The sequence below is a fragment of the Nonomuraea sp. NPDC049269 genome (assembly GCF_043197155.1).
Classification (GTDB): Bacteria; Actinomycetota; Actinomycetes; order Streptosporangiales; family Streptosporangiaceae; genus Nonomuraea.
Genome location: NZ_JBICSO010000004.1, coordinates 149,889 through 165,076, shown reverse-complemented (window position 1 = coordinate 165,076; position 15,188 = coordinate 149,889). Strand labels below are relative to the sequence as shown.

The following is a 15,188-nucleotide window of genomic DNA, read 5'->3' as shown; positions in this document are numbered from 1 at the left end:
AGATCGTGGTTCAGTCAACGCCCGTACAATGAATCGGTGTCCGACGAGAAGCCGCGCCGTACCCGCGCCGAACAGCGCCGTGAGACCGAGGCCCGGATCCTCGCCGCCGCTCGCGCCACCTTCGCCGAGCTCGGCTACGAGCGCACGACGATCCGGGGGGTGGCGTCCGCCGCGGGGGTCAACGCGGGGCTGGTGATGCACTACTTCGGCAGCAAGGAGGAGCTGTTCTCGCGCGCGGCCATGCTGCCGGAGGAGGAGCTGCCGGTGGGGCATCCGGCGGAGGCCCTGCTCACCTCGCTGCGCCGGCGACTCGACGACGAACCGGTCGCGTCGCTCGTCGTGCTGCGTTCGATGCTCACGCACGCGGAGGCGTCGGGGGAGTTCCGGGTGGCGGCGTCGGCCTGGCTCGACCGGGTGGGGGCGGCGATCCCGGCCGCCGACGCCGAGCTGCGGGCCGGGCTGATCAGCGCGATCATCAACGGAGTGGTGCTCGATCGCTACCTGCTCAAGCTGAGTTCGCTGGCGGACGCTCCCGCCGACGACATCCTCGCCCTGCTGCGTCCGTGCTTCGAGAGCCTGGCGGGAGAGTCGGGCTGACGTCCTGGGCCATGGGCCGCCGTTACGAGGCCGCCGCGCCGGCGGGCGCGCGGGCGGCGGTGGTGTAGCGCTCCAGGAGGACCTCGGCCAGTTCGGGAGCCGGGCCGAGCACGTCGGCGACCACGTCGGCGCCTGCTTCGAGGGTGGTCCGCCGCACCTTGTCGGCGAAATAACCGGGCGCCAGCAGGTACGGCGCGACGGCCACCCGCGGCGCGCCCGCCTCGCGGAGGAGCGCCACCGCCTGCGCGGGCGTCGGCTCGGCCGCCGACGCGTACGCCGCGGTAACCGCCCACCACCCTCGCCCCACCACACCCGAGCCACCGCTGAAGCCCGAGCCTGTCCGGGAGAGCGAAGGACGCCCCCAGTCGCGGGCCATCCGCGCGACCACGCCGTTGGCACGCGGATCGCTGGACCCGGCCGACACCAGCACGACCGCCGTATCCGGATCTCCGACCACCACTCCCGCCTCAGCCAGCCGCCGTTCCAGCGTCGTCAGCAGCAGCGGGTGCGGTCCCAGCGTCGCGCCGTAGCGCACGCGCAGCAGCGGGTCGCGCGCCCTGGCCTCGTTGAGCGCCGCCGGCAGGTCCACCCGGCTGTGGTACGCCTCGGTGAGCAGCAGCGGCAGCACCACGGCCTCGTCCAGCCCGCGCAGCGCCTGCGCCAGGGACGGGGTCGCGTGGTCGAGGTACGCCGTACGCACCGGCAGCCCGGGCCGGGCCCGCCGTACCTCGTCGAGCAGGGCTTCCACGGTCGCGGCGGCGCGCGGATCACGGGACCCGTGCGCCACCGCGACCAGTGGGACGTCCTGGCCCGTCCCGTCTGCCAACGAGACGGGCCACATGCTGGGGTTTACAGGTGAATGCCGCATTCGACCTTCCCCAGCCCCGCCCAGCGGCCGCTGCGCGGGTCCTCGCCCTCCGCGACCTGCCGGGTGCAGGGAGCGCAGCCGATCGAGGGGTAGTTGTCATAGTGCAACGGGTTGATCAGCACCCCGTTGTCGGCCATGTAGTTGTCGACGTCGTCCTGGGTCCACTTGGCGATCGGGTTGACCTTGACCATCTGCCGCTTGGCGTCCCACTCCACGACCTTGGTGTCGGCGCGGGTGGCCGCCTCGTCGCGGCGGATGCCCGAGATCCACGCCAGGTACGGTTCGAGCGCCCGGTTGAGCGGCTCCACCTTGCGCAGATAGCAGCACAGGTCCGGATTGCGGCCGAACAGGCGCGGCCCGAGCTCGCGTTCCTGCTCCTCCACCGTGCGCGGCCCCCGCACATTGATCACATTGACGTCATAGACCTGCTGAACCGCGTCACGCGTGCCGATCGTCTCGGCGAAATGGAACCCGGTGTCGATGAACAGCACGTCAACCCCGGGCTTGACCCGGCTGACCAGATCGATGAGCAGGGCGTCGCTCATCGAGGAGGTCAGGCACAACCGGTCGCCGAACGTCGCCGCCGCCCACCGGATGATCTCGCGGGCGGACGCGTCCTCCAGGAAGACCGCGGCGGACTCGACGATGTCCTGCAGGTCGAGCGTGCCGCGTTGATCTCTTAGACCGACCTCGATGTCGACGAGCGTCATATCTTCACTCCGATTCCGAGAAATTTAAGCTTGAAGGCGCGGGCGCAGGACCGGCAGTACCAGCCGCCGTGCGCCGCGGAGTCGGGGGCGTCGGGATCGCCTTCGTAGGGCTCGAGGTCCTCGTCGCCGCAGTAAGGGCAGTGGAAGGGAACGGCACGCGTGGTCATCTCAGGTCCGCCTCGTCCGCTCGCTGCACCCAGTCGGCGAACGACTCGCCGTCCTTCTTCTGGGCGTCGTAGTGCGTCACGACCCGCTCCACGTAGTCGGGCAGCGCCTCGGCGGTGGTCTTGAGCCCGCGTACCTTCCTGCCGAAGCCGGGGTTGACGCCGAGCGAGCCGCCCAGGTGGATCTGGTAGCCCTCGACCTGCTCGCCGTTCTCGTCGACGACGAGCTGGCCCTTGAGGCCGATGTCGGCGACCTGGATGCGGGCGCAGGAGTTGGGGCAGCCGTTGACGTTGATGGTGAGCGGCTCGGCGAAGTCGGGCAGGCGCCGCTCCAGCTCGTCGATCAGGTTGGCGGCGGTGGCCTTGGTCTCGACGATGGCCAGCTTGCAGAACTCGATGCCGGTGCAGGCCATCGTCTGGCGGCGGAACGTCGACGGGTTGACCTGGAGGTCGTTCGCCTCCAGCTCGGCGACCAGGGAGTCGACCTGGTCGGGCGCGACGTCGAGGACGACCATCTTCTGCTCGACCGTCGTGCGGACGCGGCCGGAGCCGTGCCGCTCGGCGATGTCGGCGATCACGTGCAGCTTGTCGCCGTCGAGCCGGCCGACCTTGGGCGCGAAGCCCACGTAGAAGTTGCCGTCCTTCTGCGGGTAGACCCCGACGTGGTCGCGGCGCGAGCCTCGGGGCACCTCGGGCGCGGGCCCGTCGGGCAGCGCCTCCTTGAGGTATTCGGTCTCGAGGACTTCCCGGAACTTCTCCACGCCCCAGTCGTTGACCAGGAACTTGATCCGCGCCCGGTGCCGCAGCCGCCGATACCCGTAATCACGAAATATCCCGATCACGCCGCCGTAGACGTCGCCCACCTGGTCAGGTCGTACGAACACCCCGAGCCGCTTGCCGAACATCGGGTTGGTGGACAGCCCGCCGCCGACCCACAGGTCGTAGCCCTTCTCCCCGCTGGGCAGCTCGACGCCCACGAACGCCACGTCGTTGATCTCGTGCACCGTGCAGTGCGACGGGCACCCGCTCAGCGCCGACTTGAACTTGCGCGGCAGGTTCGAGAAGGCCGGGTCGCCGATGAACCGCTCGTTCAGCAGGCGGATCTCCTCGCTGGCGTCCAGCACCTCGTCGGTGTCGATCCCGGCCAGCGGGCAGCCCAGGATGACGCGCGGGGTGTCGCCACACGCCTCGGTGGTCGACAGGCCGACCGCCTCGAGCCGCTCCCAGATGTCGGGGACCGACTCGATCTCGATCCAGTGCAGCTGGACGTTCTGCCGGTCCGTCAGGTCCGCGGTGCCCCGGCCGTAGTCGTTGGAGATGTCGGCGATGACCCGCAGCTGCGGGATGCTGAGCTGACCGCCGTCGATCCGCACCCGGAGCATGAAGTAGCGGTCATCGAGCTCCTCGGGCTCCAGGATCGCGGTCTTGCCGCCGTCGATCCCGGGCTTGCGCTGGGTGTAGAGGCCGTACCAGCGCATCCGGCCGCGCAGGTCGGCCGGGTCGATCGAGTCGAAACCACGCTTGGAATAGATGTCGATGATCCGCTGGCGGACGTTCAGGCCGTCGTCGTTCTTCTTGTTCTCTTCATTCTTGTTCAGCGGCTCCCGGTAACCGAGAGCCCACTGGCCTTCGCCGCGCGGGCGTTTGTGATGCCGGCTGGTGGCAGGGGTGCTCATTGCGCGTCCTTCGGTTGGTGGGCGCGCGCAGGCTTCCTCCCGCCTCATCATTGAGTGCAGGGGTGAAGGAGGAGATTTTGCGACGCGCGCAACGGAGAAAACGGGTGGGTTAGCGGGCGTCGCAACAGATGGCACTGCGGACACGCTGAAGATCGACGTGTCGTCGACCGACAAGCATGGGGTCCGCTGGCATATCTCGAAGATACGCTAGGTATCCGTTATGTCCAAGACAGGGTCCAGACTGTGGACGCCTCACTACCCCTGACGAGGCCAGTCCAGGTCCGACTCGGCCGGCTCCTCCGCCTGCTGGTGCTGGCAATCGCACCAGGATCCGCCGCGACACTCCTCGTGGCGCTTGTCCTTGCAGTTCTCGCAGATCACCCTTGCATTATTCCTCGTAGAACGTTGTTCGGTTAGGCTGGCCCGCGTGGACCTGATGGGCGAGTTGCTGGCCGACCTGCGCGCGGAGACCGCGTCACTCGACGATCTGTTACTGACCCTCGAACCCGGAGACTGGGAGCTCGCCACGCCCGCCGAGGGGTGGGCCGTGCGCGACCAGGTGAGCCATCTGGCCTGGTTCGACGAGGCCGCGCGCACCGCCGCGACCGATCCCGACGTGTTCCGCACGGCGGCGGCGCACTTCACCTCCACCGACGACCTCGCCGCGGAGTTCCGCGGGCTGGCCCCTGACGAACTGCTCCACTGGTTCCGTACGGCCCGCGCCCGCAGCATCGCGGTGTTCGCGCGGCTCTCCGCCCGCGACCGGCTGCCGTGGTACGGGCCCGATATGTCGGCCGCGTCCTTCGTGACCGCCCGGCTGATGGAGACCTGGGCGCACGGCCAGGACGTGGCCGACGCGCTCGGCGTCACCCGAGAGCCCACCCGCCGGCTGCGGCACGTGGCGATGATCGGGGTCAGGGCGATGCCCTACGGTTTCGCCGTCCGGAATCTGCCCCTCCCGGAGCGGCCGGTCCGCGTGGAGCTGACGATGCCCGACGGGACGCCGTGGACGGCGGGGCCCGAGGACGCCGCCGACGCGGTGAGCGGGCCGATGCTGGACTTCTGCCTGCTCGTCACCCAGCGCGTCCACCGGGACGACACCACCCTGGAGATCACCGGCGAGACGGCCCGTGCCTGGATGGAGACAGCGCAGGCGTTCGCCGGACCGCCGGGTAAGGGTCGATCAGGGAAAGGCCAGGGGCATACCCGATGATCTGAGGAGCGTTCGCGGTGTCATGCTGGGGTTATGCGGACAATCCTGAACATCATCTGGCTGATTTTCGCGGGGGTCTGGCTGGCCATCGGCTACACGATCGCCGGGATCATCTGCTGCATCCTGATCGTCACGATCCCCTTCGGCATCGCCTCGTTCCGGATCGCGGCCTACGCGCTGTGGCCGTTCGGCAGGACCGTCGTCCGCGACCCGGACGCGGGGGCGCTGTCCACCATCGGCAACGTCATCTGGCTCATCTTCGCCGGCTTCTGGCTGGCGGTCGGGCATGTGGTCACCTCGATCCCGCTGTTCCTGTCGGTCATCGGCATCCCGCTGGGCGTGGCCAATCTGAAGCTCATCCCCGTCTCGCTCCTACCGCTGGGCGCACGCATCGTCGACGTCGACTAGGGCAGTACTCCGGGGACGTAAGCTGTCCCGAAGAGTCACTGCCACACAACCGTTGGGTGCCATGACGTCCACCGATGCGCCTAGCCGGTCGAAGCGGAGGCGGCTCGCCTCCAACGCCCGGGCCAGGCTGAGCTGGGTGCGCGACACGAAGTCGTGGGCGACCGTCCGCGCGACCACGAACGCGGGCGTCACCTACCGCGTGACGGGTCTGGCGGGCGAGGCGGCCTTCTTCGCGCTGCTGTCCCTGCCGCCGTTCGTGCTGGGTCTCATCGGCGTCCTGGCCAAGCTCGGAAGCTGGCTGGGGCCTCAGGTAATCGGGCAGGTCAAGGCCTGGGTCATCGAGCAGGCCGGGCTGCTGTTCACCGACGACGCCGTGCACAAGGTGGTCAACCCGCTCATCACCGACGTCCTCAGCGACGACGCGAGCAAGGTGTCGATCATCTCGGTGGGCTTCCTGCTGTCGCTCTGGTCGGGCTCGCGGGCACTGTACGTGTATGTCGACCTCATCTCCGTCTCCTACGGGCTCGGCGAGGCGCGCGGCATCATCAGGACCAGGCTGATGTCGTTCGGCCTGTACGTGATCGGGCTGGTCATCGGCATCATCGTGATGCCGGTGCTGGTCATCGGGCCGACGCTGCTCAAGGACGCGCTGCCGGGGGAGTACGGCGTCCTCGTCGACCTGCTGTACTGGCCGGTGGTGGTCATCGGCTCGGTGCTCTTCCTGACCGTGCTCTACCACGTGAGCGTGCCGATTCGCACGAAGTGGTACCGGGAACTGCCGGGGGCGATCCTGGCGCTGTTCCTGTGGATCGTGTGCGCCGCCGTGCTGCGGGCCGTGCTCGCCGCGTGGTTCTCGCCCGTGTCCGTCTACGGCTCCCTGGCCGCGCCCATCGCGCTGCTGCTCTGGCTCTACATCACCGCGCTCGCCGTGTTGATCGGGGCCATTCTGAACGCCGAGATCGATCGGCTCTGGCCGGGCGCTGGCCGTACCAAATAGGAAATAATCCCCCCGATGGACGGACAGCAGCGGGTCGGGCCGTACACCCTCGTCCGCAAGCTGGGCGAAGGCGGGATGGGGTTCGTCTACCTGGCCACCGAATACGTCGAGGGCCCCGACCTGTCCGGCGTGGTCGCCCGGCAGGGGCCGCTGACCGGCTCGAACCTCGAGGCGCTGGCCGTCGGCGTGGCCACCGCGCTGGCCGCGATCCACCAGGCCGGGGTCGTGCACCGCGACCTGAAGCCGTCGAACGTGCTGCTCAGCTCGGTCGGGCCGCGCGTCATCGATTTCGGCATCGCCCAGCTCGCCGACACCGGGGGCGCGCCCGTCACCATCGCCCAGCACATGGGCACGCCCGCGTACATGTCGCCCGAGCAGGCCAAGGGCGAGCAGGTGACCTCGGCGAGCGACATCTTCTCCTGGGCCGCCCTGGTGACGTACGCGGGCATCGGCAGCCCGCCGTTCGGCACCGGAGGGGTGGCCGAGGTCGTCTACCGGGTCATCAACCACGCGCCGGTGCTCACCGGACTGGACGAGCGGATCAGGCCGCTGGTCGAGCGGGCCCTGGACAAGGACCCTGAGCGGCGGCCCAGTGCTCAGCAGCTCCTGGACCGGCTGCTCGGCCGCGCCGAGGTGCCGGTGGACGCCGCCACCCGGCTGGTCACGGACAACTGGACGCCGATCGTGCCGACCCCACCGGCGTCCCCCACGCCCGCTGTCACGCCTGCTGCTGTCACGCCCGCTGCCACGCCAGCCCCAGCGCCCGCTGCCACGCCTGACCTGCCGGGGTCGTCTGGCTCGCCTGGTTTATCCGGCTCGTCTGGCCCAGCTGGCGGGACGCGGGCGGTGCGGCGCGGCTGGAAGGGCCCGCTCGCCGGCGCCGTCCTCGCGGCCGTCCTGGGCGTGGCCGCCACGCTCGCCGTCCTGCGTCCGTGGCAGGAGCGGAGCGCCGAGCCGAACACCCCCGCCGTCACCCGCACGGTCGACGCCCTGAGCACCACCTTCCAGGTACGGATCGACTCGCTCGTACGGCAGGGCGGCACGGCCCGCCTGCAGTGGACGGTCAAGAACGTCGGCAAGCAGAACGCGCCCCTTTACGACAGGTTCGGCGGGGACACCTTCGACAACACCGTGTCGAAGGTGAGCATCGTCCCTCCCGGTGTGGGCAAGCCGATCTACCCGGCCAGAAAAGACAACGCCTGTCAGTGCGCCGACGTCCCCAAGGCCGCGTTCGAGGGCGGCATGCAGCTTCAGTTATGGGCCGTCTTCGAAGGCCTGCCCGAGGACGCGGAGCACGTGGACGTCAACCTGGGACCGCTCGGCATGATCAAGAACGTGGCCCTCTCATCCGCCTGATCACCTGATGCGTGCCCGGCCGCCCCCATGGGATCCGCTATCGTCTAGAACGTAGCGACTGGCGCGTTAGGTGGGGCGAACCACCGGGGAGCGGAGGGGCGAAGGCCGTGCGCCTGGGTCTTCGCGCATTGTCAACGATGACAGGAGAGTCATGAGTTCTCTCGCTACCGTAGACCCGCAGATCGCCGAGCTCATCAAGGCGGAAGAGCGTCGTCAGGCCGACACCGTCAAGCTCATCGCGTCGGAGAACTACGTCTCCAAGGCCGTCCTTGAGGCCACGGGCACCGTCCTGACCAACAAATACTCCGAGGGCTACCCCGGTAAGCGCTACTACGAGGGCCAGCAGGTCATCGACCAGGTCGAGACCCTGGCCAACGAGCGGGCCAAGGCACTGTTCGGCGTCAACCACGCCAACGTCCAGCCCTACTCGGGCTCGCCCGCCAACCTGGCCATCTACATGGCCTTCCTGCAGCCGGGCGACACCGTGATGGGCATGGGCCTGCCGTTCGGCGGCCACCTCACGCACGGCTGGTCGGTCTCGGCCACCGGCAAGTGGTTCAACCCGGTCCGCTACGGCGTGCGTCAGGACACCGGCCGCATCGACCTCGACGAGGTCAGGGCGCTGGCGCTGGAGCACCGGCCGAAGCTGATCTTCTGCGGCGGCACCGCGATCCCGCGCACGATCGACTTCGAGGGCTTCGCGTCGATCGCCCGCGAGGTGGGCGCCGTACTCGCCGCCGACATCGCGCACATCGCCGGCCTCGTCGCGGGCGGCGCGCACCCGTCGCCGGTGGGCCACGCCGACGTGATCTCCACGACCACGCACAAGACGCTGCGCGGCCCGCGCGGCGCCATGCTCATGGCCACCACCGACGAGCACGCGACCGCGCTCAACAAGGCCGTCTTCCCCGGCCTGCAGGGCGGCCCGCACAACCACACCACCGCCGCCATCGCCGTGGCCCTGCACGAGGCGTCCACCGACGACTTCAAGGCCTACGCGCACCAGGTGGTGACCAACGCGAAGGCGCTGGCCGAAGAGCTGTCGAGCCGCGGCTTCGACCTGGTCTCCGGCGGCACCGACAACCACCTCATCCTGCTCGACCTCACGCCCAAGGGCATCGGCGGCAAGCCGGCCGCCCAGGCGCTCGACCGCGCGGGCCTGGAGACCAACTACAACACGGTCCCCTTCGACACCCGCAAGCCCTTCGACCCGAGCGGCATCCGCATCGGCACCCCGTCTGTCACGTCGCGGGGCATGGGGCCGGCCGAGATGCGGCAGATCGGCGCGTGGATGGACGAGGTCGTCACCGCCCTGGCCAAGGGTGACGCCGAGCACGTCATCAGCCGCGTCCACCACGAGGTCAGCGAGCTCACCGCCCAGTTCCCGGCCCCCGGCCTGGCCTGATTTCGGTCCACCGCTTGCCGCACGTGGCTGGGGGCCTCCAGGAAGACGCCCGCTGAACCCGGCTTGCCTTTCGCGTGAACCGCTTTCATCCGTTACGGCAAGCCGCACTCACCGCCACCCACCGCACGTGGCTGGGGGCCTCCAGGAAAACGCCCGCTGAACCCGCACAGGGGCAGGCGCCGTTACGTGCGTTCAGTTGGCCGGTGGCGTGGTTCGGCGGGCTGGAGGCGCCCCTCCCGGGTGGTGATCACCGGGAGGACGCGGCGGGTGGGCGGGCGGCGGGTTCTGCGGGTGCGCACACATGCGCGGTTCGGCGCCTCGCCCCACAGCCGGGCCCCGGGGGCGTGCCGTGCCATCGTCTGCCAGCTCGCGGGGAGTCGTGGGCGCGCTGTGTTGTCGTCTGTCAGCTGCGGGGAGCTGTTGGCGTGCCGTGCTGTCGTCCGCCGACTGCGGGGAGCTGTCGGGTGCCGCGCTGTCCGGCGACCCGAACCGGCTGAGCACTGACGCGAACCATGGACCGCTCCCATGGTCAACAATGCGCACGTAACGGCGCCCGACCCCGTAAACCGGAGGAGCGTGCCCCTGGACAGTCCTCAGCCCCGGTCGGTGGGTGGGGTGGGGGTGGCCGGCCGTATCAGATCGGCCTTTGAGAGCGCTGGTCGGTGTGGGGGGCGGCTGGTCGTAAAGATGTAAAAAGCCCTGGTCGGCGGGCGGGGCGGGCGCGGCGGCCCGTAACGAGAGAGGCCGTAAGAAGCGAGGAGGCACACGGACGCCCCGCCGTACGGAGGGTTACGGCGGGGCGTCGGGTGCCTTCGGGGATGGGCCGGTGTACCCCCGAAGGCGGTGGCCGGTGGCGGGCGGGGGAAAGTCGCCGCCATCAGCCGGGGGCGGTCCTTGCGGGCGGGACCGAATCGCCCGCGCGGACCTGGTCTTCAGTTGGTCGGTCAGTTCAGGAGTGGGTGGTCGGGCGGGACCGGATTGCCCGCGCGGACCTGGTCTTCAGTTGGTCGGCCGGCTCAGGAACAATCAGCCCAGGAAGAGATAGTCGGCCTGGTAGTCGACCTGGGTCTTGGCGCCCACGGTGCAGGTGCCCGTGGGGGCGACGCCGCCCTCGGTGTTGAGGCGCAGGATCGTGGTGGCGTGGGCCAGCAGTCCGGTGTTCTTGCCGGACTGGGTGGCGTCCAGGACCAGCTCGGGGATGTTGCCGTCGCCGTTCGGGGTCTTGGTGACGAGCGTTCCGCGCACTGCGCTACCGTCTGGAGCGATCCACTGCGGTGGTCCCGCGGCGGGGGTCACGAAGGAGTGGTCGATGCCGCGCCGCAGCTTGGCGGACACGCCGAACTGGGTGAAGGCGGGGGCCGCGCCGGGCTGCTGGGTGCAGGCGTAGATCTGGGCGCCCTTCAGGACCTCGGCGGTGACCGCGCGGGGGTGGGCGAACGGGTCGCCGGAGAGCTGGCCGCGCACCGCGCCGCCGTTGAACTCCGTGGTGTGCAGGTTCGTGTAGTAGCGGCCGGGGTTGGCGGCGATGCGCTTGACGATCGGCGCGGCGACCTTGGTCTCGCCCGCGATGCCGGTCAGGTTCGACGGCAGGCCCGCGGCGTCGGCGAACAGGTCGGCGACCACGTCGCCGTTCTTGCCGTTCACGCCCTTGTGGATGTGGCCGTTGGTCACCGGGGCGAGCCCGGTCCAGAAGGCCGTGTAGCCGATGGCCGAGCCGTTCGGGCGCAGCCACCAGGTGGCCTGACCGTCCTGGTCACCGCGCTTCTTGCCGTCGTCGGCCGGCACTTCCTTGGTGCCGTCGGCGCGCGAGGAGAGCGTGGCCTGGTTACTGCCCTGAAGGACGCCGTTGAGGTCGATCGGCTTGTTCAGCCGGTGGAACTGGCCGCGGACCGCGCCCTTGGGGTGGGCGGCGTCGTGCAGGTTGGCGTAGAAGCCGGCCGGGTCGTCGATCAGCGCCTTGACCAGCGCCGGGTCGGCCGTGACCGTGCCGGTCACGCCGAGCGCGGACTTGGGCAGCGGCTTGGTGAAGAACTCGAGCTTGACGTCGCCGTTGGCGCCCTTGGCGGCCTGGTGGATGTGCCCGGCGGTAGGGGAGTCGATCTTGTTCCAGCGAGCCGCGAACGTGACCTCGTTGCCACTGATCTTGATGACCACGGTCGAACGGCCATCGGCGTCACCCTTGACGCCCACCTCGTTGGCGCCGCGCAGTCCGGCGGCGAGGTACACGTCGTCACCGGAGGCCTTGGCAGTCGCCTGAGCTGCGGTGACGGGAGCGAGCAGGCCGGTGGCGAGCAGTGCCCCGGACAGGGCGAGCGTGCGAATCGACATGATGAAACCTCTTAAAGGATTGTCATTCGGGTTGGTACGGCAAGCAGTACGCGACCCGGCCTCGAAGAGGTTCAATCGAGTTATCGGTAAAAGTACACATAGGGAGAGGGATACAAAAAAGCCCTCCCACCTGCGGCGGAAGGGCTTCTGAAGAGCTGGTTCAGGCTCTGACGGTAAGTAAAGTCTTACCTGTGGTGGTGACCACTTCGAAATGATCGATTTCCTGAATCTTCCACGGACTGCCGCCGTGCATGTAGAGAGGATCGGGCGAACCGGGCACGCCATATCCGGCGGGCGGCACCGACCAGCCCGTCATGATCCGCTTCTGGCCCGACTTGGACACCGAGATCAGCTCACATTCGAGCGGGCCCTTCACCCCCGAGAGCTTGAGCGCGGCATGCGTGCCCCAGCCCTTGGACTCCAGCACCAGCCCACCGGTCACGCCGTCCGCGCCGACGCCCGGGATCGGCGTGCCGTCGGCGTAGAACTGCTCCGCGGGACCCAGATGCTGGGCGTGCTGGTCCGACGCCACGACCGGCGCCGCGTCATTGCCCCCGAGCTGCGTGCCGACCGCGAGTCCGCCGGCCACCAGCGTGACCGAGGCAGCCAGCCCGATCACGAACGTGCCCCTCCTGGACCGCCGGTCCTCCGCCTTCTTACGCCGGAGCAGGTCGACGACATCGGCCTGCCCGTAATCAGGAGGGGGATCTTCTCGCACCGGCCCGATCCCTGTCAGCACGCTGGCCACCCCGGCCAGCTCGGACAGCTCCGCCGTACACGACGGACAGAAGGCGAGGTGCGCTTCGAAGGCCAGCCTGTCGTCGTCGTCCAGCAGGCCGAGGGCGTAGGCGCCTACGTCCGTATGCTCGACTCTGTTCACGCCGTCACCCCTCTCTCCTGCAGTGCGACGCGCAACGCGCGGACCGCGTAATAAACCCGGGACTTCACTGTGCCAACGGGTATGCCGAGCGCCAGCGCGGCGTCGTTGACCGACCGGTCTCGCAAGATCGTCTCGTTGAGGATCTCGCGGTGGGCCGGTGATAACGCCATCAGCGCCTCGGATACGACCACCTGGTGCAGCAGTCCCTCCATCTCGTCCGGCACGGGCATGCTCTCCAGCGGGCCGTCGCCTGATTCCGGCGGGCGGGCTTCCTTGCGCCGCCGGTCATCGATCACGATACGGCGCGCGACCGTCGCTAGCCAGGGCATAAGGGAAGCTGAGTTCGGATCGAGCTGCTCGGAACTTCGCCAGGCGCGGATCATGGTCTCCTGCACGACGTCCTCGGCCCATTGCCGATCGCCCGCCGTCAGCCGGATCACGAATGCCAGCAGCGGCCGGTGGTACTCCCGGTAGAGCGTGGAGACGACCACCTCGTCATCCGGACGTACTCGCCTCATCCGGTGGCGTGAGCGTGGCTTGCCCATGGGGGCGGCTCCCTCGGCCGAGGGCGGGGGACACGTGCTGACTCGCATCATTCCCCTTTCAAAGTGCAGTCGGCAGGAAGTACGGACAGAATGTGGCCCCAGGTTCAATAGATCGGGAAGAAACTCGTTGCGAATCCCCAGGGGAGATGCGTAGAGTCTGTCCCCAACAGGAGCGAGGAGGTGAAGACCATGCGGGTTGTTCTGTTCCGCTTGTCGTCTGTCAACCTCCGGGTGCCCGCGTAGTCACGCGTAGAGACCCGGGTCCTTCTCGACCACAAAGGTGTCACTCCGTTGTTTTCCGATCTGTTCCTGCTCGGCTGGACCGAATCCCGCGCCGCCGAGCTGCCACCGCTGACCGTCCCGGCCCGGGTGTCCCGGGTCGATCGCGGCGCGGCCGAGGTGATCGCCGCCGACGGGCAGCATCACGTCAAATACGGCGCCCGCGTCCGCAGGGCGTCCGCTGACGACCCCGTGGCGCTGCCCTGTGTCGGAGACTGGGTCGCGATCAAAGAGCTCCCAGAAGGCCGGTACGAGCTCGACGCGGTCCTGCCGCGAACCAGCGCCTTCGTCAGGGGCGGCGTCAGCCGCGACTCGCGCGGCGGGCTGTCGGGCGACGGCCAGGGCCAGGTGCTCGCGGCCAACGTCGACATCGTCTTCGTCGCCGAGCCGTCCATGCACGCCACGGACTTCGCCGACCTGGGCCGCATCGAGCGGCTCGTCGCCCTGGCCTGGGAGTCCGGCGGCACGCCGGTCGTGCTCGTCACCAAGTCCGACCTGTTCGAACAGGGCCTGGACGAGCTGCTCACCGACGTGCGCACCGCGGCGCCGGGCGTCGACGTGCACGCCGTCTCCTCGGTGCTCGGCGACGGCGTCGAGCTCGCCCGCGGCTACCTCGAGGGCTCGCGCACGGCCGTCGTGCTCGGCCCGTCGGGCGCGGGCAAGTCCACGCTCGTCAACGCCATGGCGGAGGGCGCGGTGATGGACACCCAGCAGGTCCGCGCGGCCGACGGGCGGGGCCGCCACACCACCGTGCACAGGGAGCTCATCCCGCTGCCTGGCGGCGGGCTCGTCATCGACACGCCGGGCATCCGCCGGGTCGGCCTCTACGAGATGAGCGAGGGCGTCGAACTCGTCTTCTCCGACATCGAGGAGCTGGCGGCCGGCTGCCGGTTCGACGACTGCGGTCACGAGAGCGAGCCCGGCTGCGCGGTGCTCGCCGCGATGGAGAACGGCGAGCTGCCCGAGCGGCGGCTGCTGAGCTGGCGCAAGCTCCAGCGCGAGGCCACCTGGATGGCCTCGCGCACCGACGCGCGGCTCCGCAAGGAGCAGCGGGACAAGTGGAAGATCATTCACAAGGAGATGCGCCGGACGGGCAGAAACCGGCCCTGATCGGGTAATACCCCTGCATGGACCTGCTGTTCGCGGACCGTGCGCAAGCGGGGACGATGCTCGCGGACCGCCTGCGCGGCGCGCGGGACCCCCTGGTGCTGGCGCTCCCGCGCGGCGGCGTGGCGGTGGCCGTGCCCATCGTCCGCGGCATCGGCGGCCGGCTCGACGTGCTCGTCACCCGCAAGATCGGCTATCCGCCGACGCCCGAACTGGGCGTCGGCGCGATAGCCGAGGGCGGCGAGCCGGTGTTCGACCTGGTCCTGCTGCGCCGGCTCGGGATGACGCCCGCGTCGGTGGCGGAGGTGGTCGCGGAGGAGCGGCGCGAGCTGGCCCGCCGGGTCAAGGTCTACCGGGGTGACCGCCCGTTGCCCGACCTCGCCGGTCGCGAGGTGATCGTGGTCGACGACGGCCTGGCCACCGGCGCGACCGCGCGGGCCGCGCTCCGGGCGGTCCGGGCGGCCAAGCCGGGCCGGGTGACGCTGGCCGTCCCGGTGGGCGCCCGCGACACCGTCGAGGCCATGCGCGCGGAGGCCGATGAGGTGGTGGTGCTGCGGGTTCCGGCGGATTTCCGGGCGGTCGGGCAGTGGTACGAGCACTTCGACCAGCTCAGCGACGCCGACGTGCTCGAACTGCTGGCAGAGGTTTGAGGCGC

At 69.6% G+C, this 15,188-nt stretch carries 15 protein-coding genes; 8 read left to right on the top strand and 7 right to left on the bottom strand.

Going from position 1 to position 15,188, the window contains the following annotated elements; genetic code table 11:
• Positions 1 to 36 precede the first annotated feature (36 nt).
• Positions 37 to 597, top strand: a complete 561-nt coding sequence (locus ACGFNP_RS23320) for a TetR/AcrR family transcriptional regulator (RefSeq protein ID WP_219530934.1) — start codon at positions 37 to 39, stop codon at positions 595 to 597.
• 22 nt (positions 598 to 619) lie between these two features.
• Here ACGFNP_RS23320 and ACGFNP_RS23315 read toward each other — a convergent pair whose 3' ends face one another.
• The 4 genes from ACGFNP_RS23315 to ACGFNP_RS23300 form a co-directional block, all read right to left on the bottom strand.
• A complete protein-coding gene (locus tag ACGFNP_RS23315) occupies positions 620 to 1,438 on the bottom strand; it encodes a sirohydrochlorin chelatase (RefSeq protein ID WP_393321877.1) in 819 nt (272 codons plus the stop codon).
• Positions 1,439 to 1,446: 8 nt separating this feature from the next.
• Positions 1,447 to 2,175, bottom strand: coding sequence for a phosphoadenylyl-sulfate reductase (locus ACGFNP_RS23310; RefSeq protein ID WP_358314280.1), 729 nt, complete (start codon positions 2,173 to 2,175; stop codon positions 1,447 to 1,449).
• 163 nt (positions 2,176 to 2,338) lie between these two features.
• The gene (locus ACGFNP_RS23305) at positions 2,339 to 4,015 is read right to left on the bottom strand and encodes a nitrite/sulfite reductase (protein ID WP_393321874.1); all 1,677 of its coding nucleotides are present in this window, start codon (positions 4,013 to 4,015) and stop codon (positions 2,339 to 2,341) included.
• A gap of 109 nt (positions 4,016 to 4,124) precedes the next feature.
• On the bottom strand, positions 4,125 to 4,208 hold the full coding sequence (locus ACGFNP_RS23300; RefSeq protein WP_311132608.1) for a putative leader peptide: 84 nt from the start codon (positions 4,206 to 4,208) through the stop codon (positions 4,125 to 4,127).
• Between the two features lie 243 nt (positions 4,209 to 4,451).
• Here ACGFNP_RS23300 and ACGFNP_RS23295 point away from each other — a divergent pair, with 243 nt between their 5' ends.
• From ACGFNP_RS23295 to glyA, 5 genes are all read left to right on the top strand, one after another.
• Positions 4,452 to 5,228, top strand: coding sequence for a TIGR03084 family metal-binding protein (locus ACGFNP_RS23295; RefSeq protein ID WP_393323629.1), 777 nt, complete (start codon positions 4,452 to 4,454; stop codon positions 5,226 to 5,228).
• 33 nt (positions 5,229 to 5,261) lie between these two features.
• A complete protein-coding gene (locus tag ACGFNP_RS23290) occupies positions 5,262 to 5,636 on the top strand; it encodes a YccF domain-containing protein (protein ID WP_358314275.1) in 375 nt (124 codons plus the stop codon).
• 61 nt (positions 5,637 to 5,697) lie between these two features.
• Complete coding sequence (locus ACGFNP_RS23285; RefSeq protein WP_358314272.1) at positions 5,698 to 6,633, top strand: YihY/virulence factor BrkB family protein; 936 nt, start codon at positions 5,698 to 5,700, stop codon at positions 6,631 to 6,633.
• 15 nt (positions 6,634 to 6,648) lie between these two features.
• Positions 6,649 to 7,989 carry a serine/threonine-protein kinase gene (locus ACGFNP_RS23280; protein WP_393321869.1) on the top strand — a complete coding sequence of 447 codons (1,341 nt, stop codon included), beginning with the start codon at positions 6,649 to 6,651 and terminating at the stop codon, positions 7,987 to 7,989.
• 151 nt (positions 7,990 to 8,140) lie between these two features.
• Positions 8,141 to 9,394: a serine hydroxymethyltransferase gene (gene glyA, locus ACGFNP_RS23275; protein WP_219530927.1), complete on the top strand. Its 1,254-nt coding sequence runs from the start codon at positions 8,141 to 8,143 to the stop codon at positions 9,392 to 9,394.
• Positions 9,395 to 10,420: 1,026 nt separating this feature from the next.
• Here the strand turns inward: glyA and ACGFNP_RS23270 are convergent.
• From ACGFNP_RS23270 to ACGFNP_RS23260, 3 genes are all read right to left on the bottom strand, one after another.
• Complete coding sequence (locus ACGFNP_RS23270) at positions 10,421 to 11,722, bottom strand: CHRD domain-containing protein (RefSeq protein ID WP_393321865.1); 1,302 nt, start codon at positions 11,720 to 11,722, stop codon at positions 10,421 to 10,423.
• Positions 11,723 to 11,882: 160 nt separating this feature from the next.
• On the bottom strand, positions 11,883 to 12,602 hold the full coding sequence (locus tag ACGFNP_RS23265) for an anti-sigma factor family protein (protein WP_393321862.1): 720 nt from the start codon (positions 12,600 to 12,602) through the stop codon (positions 11,883 to 11,885).
• Entirely contained in the window at positions 12,599 to 13,120 is a 522-nt protein-coding gene (locus ACGFNP_RS23260; RefSeq protein ID WP_393323626.1) for a sigma-70 family RNA polymerase sigma factor, read from the bottom strand. The genes ACGFNP_RS23265 and ACGFNP_RS23260 overlap by 4 nt, the downstream gene beginning before the upstream one ends.
• 318 nt (positions 13,121 to 13,438) lie before the next feature.
• Between ACGFNP_RS23260 and rsgA the strand changes: the two genes are divergently transcribed.
• Together rsgA and ACGFNP_RS23250 are read left to right on the top strand one after the other, a co-directional pair.
• Entirely contained in the window at positions 13,439 to 14,536 is a 1,098-nt protein-coding gene (rsgA, locus tag ACGFNP_RS23255; protein ID WP_393321859.1) for a ribosome small subunit-dependent GTPase A, read from the top strand.
• Between the two features lie 17 nt (positions 14,537 to 14,553).
• A complete protein-coding gene (locus ACGFNP_RS23250; RefSeq protein WP_358314254.1) occupies positions 14,554 to 15,183 on the top strand; it encodes a phosphoribosyltransferase family protein in 630 nt (209 codons plus the stop codon).
• Positions 15,184 to 15,188: the final 5 nt, after the last annotated feature.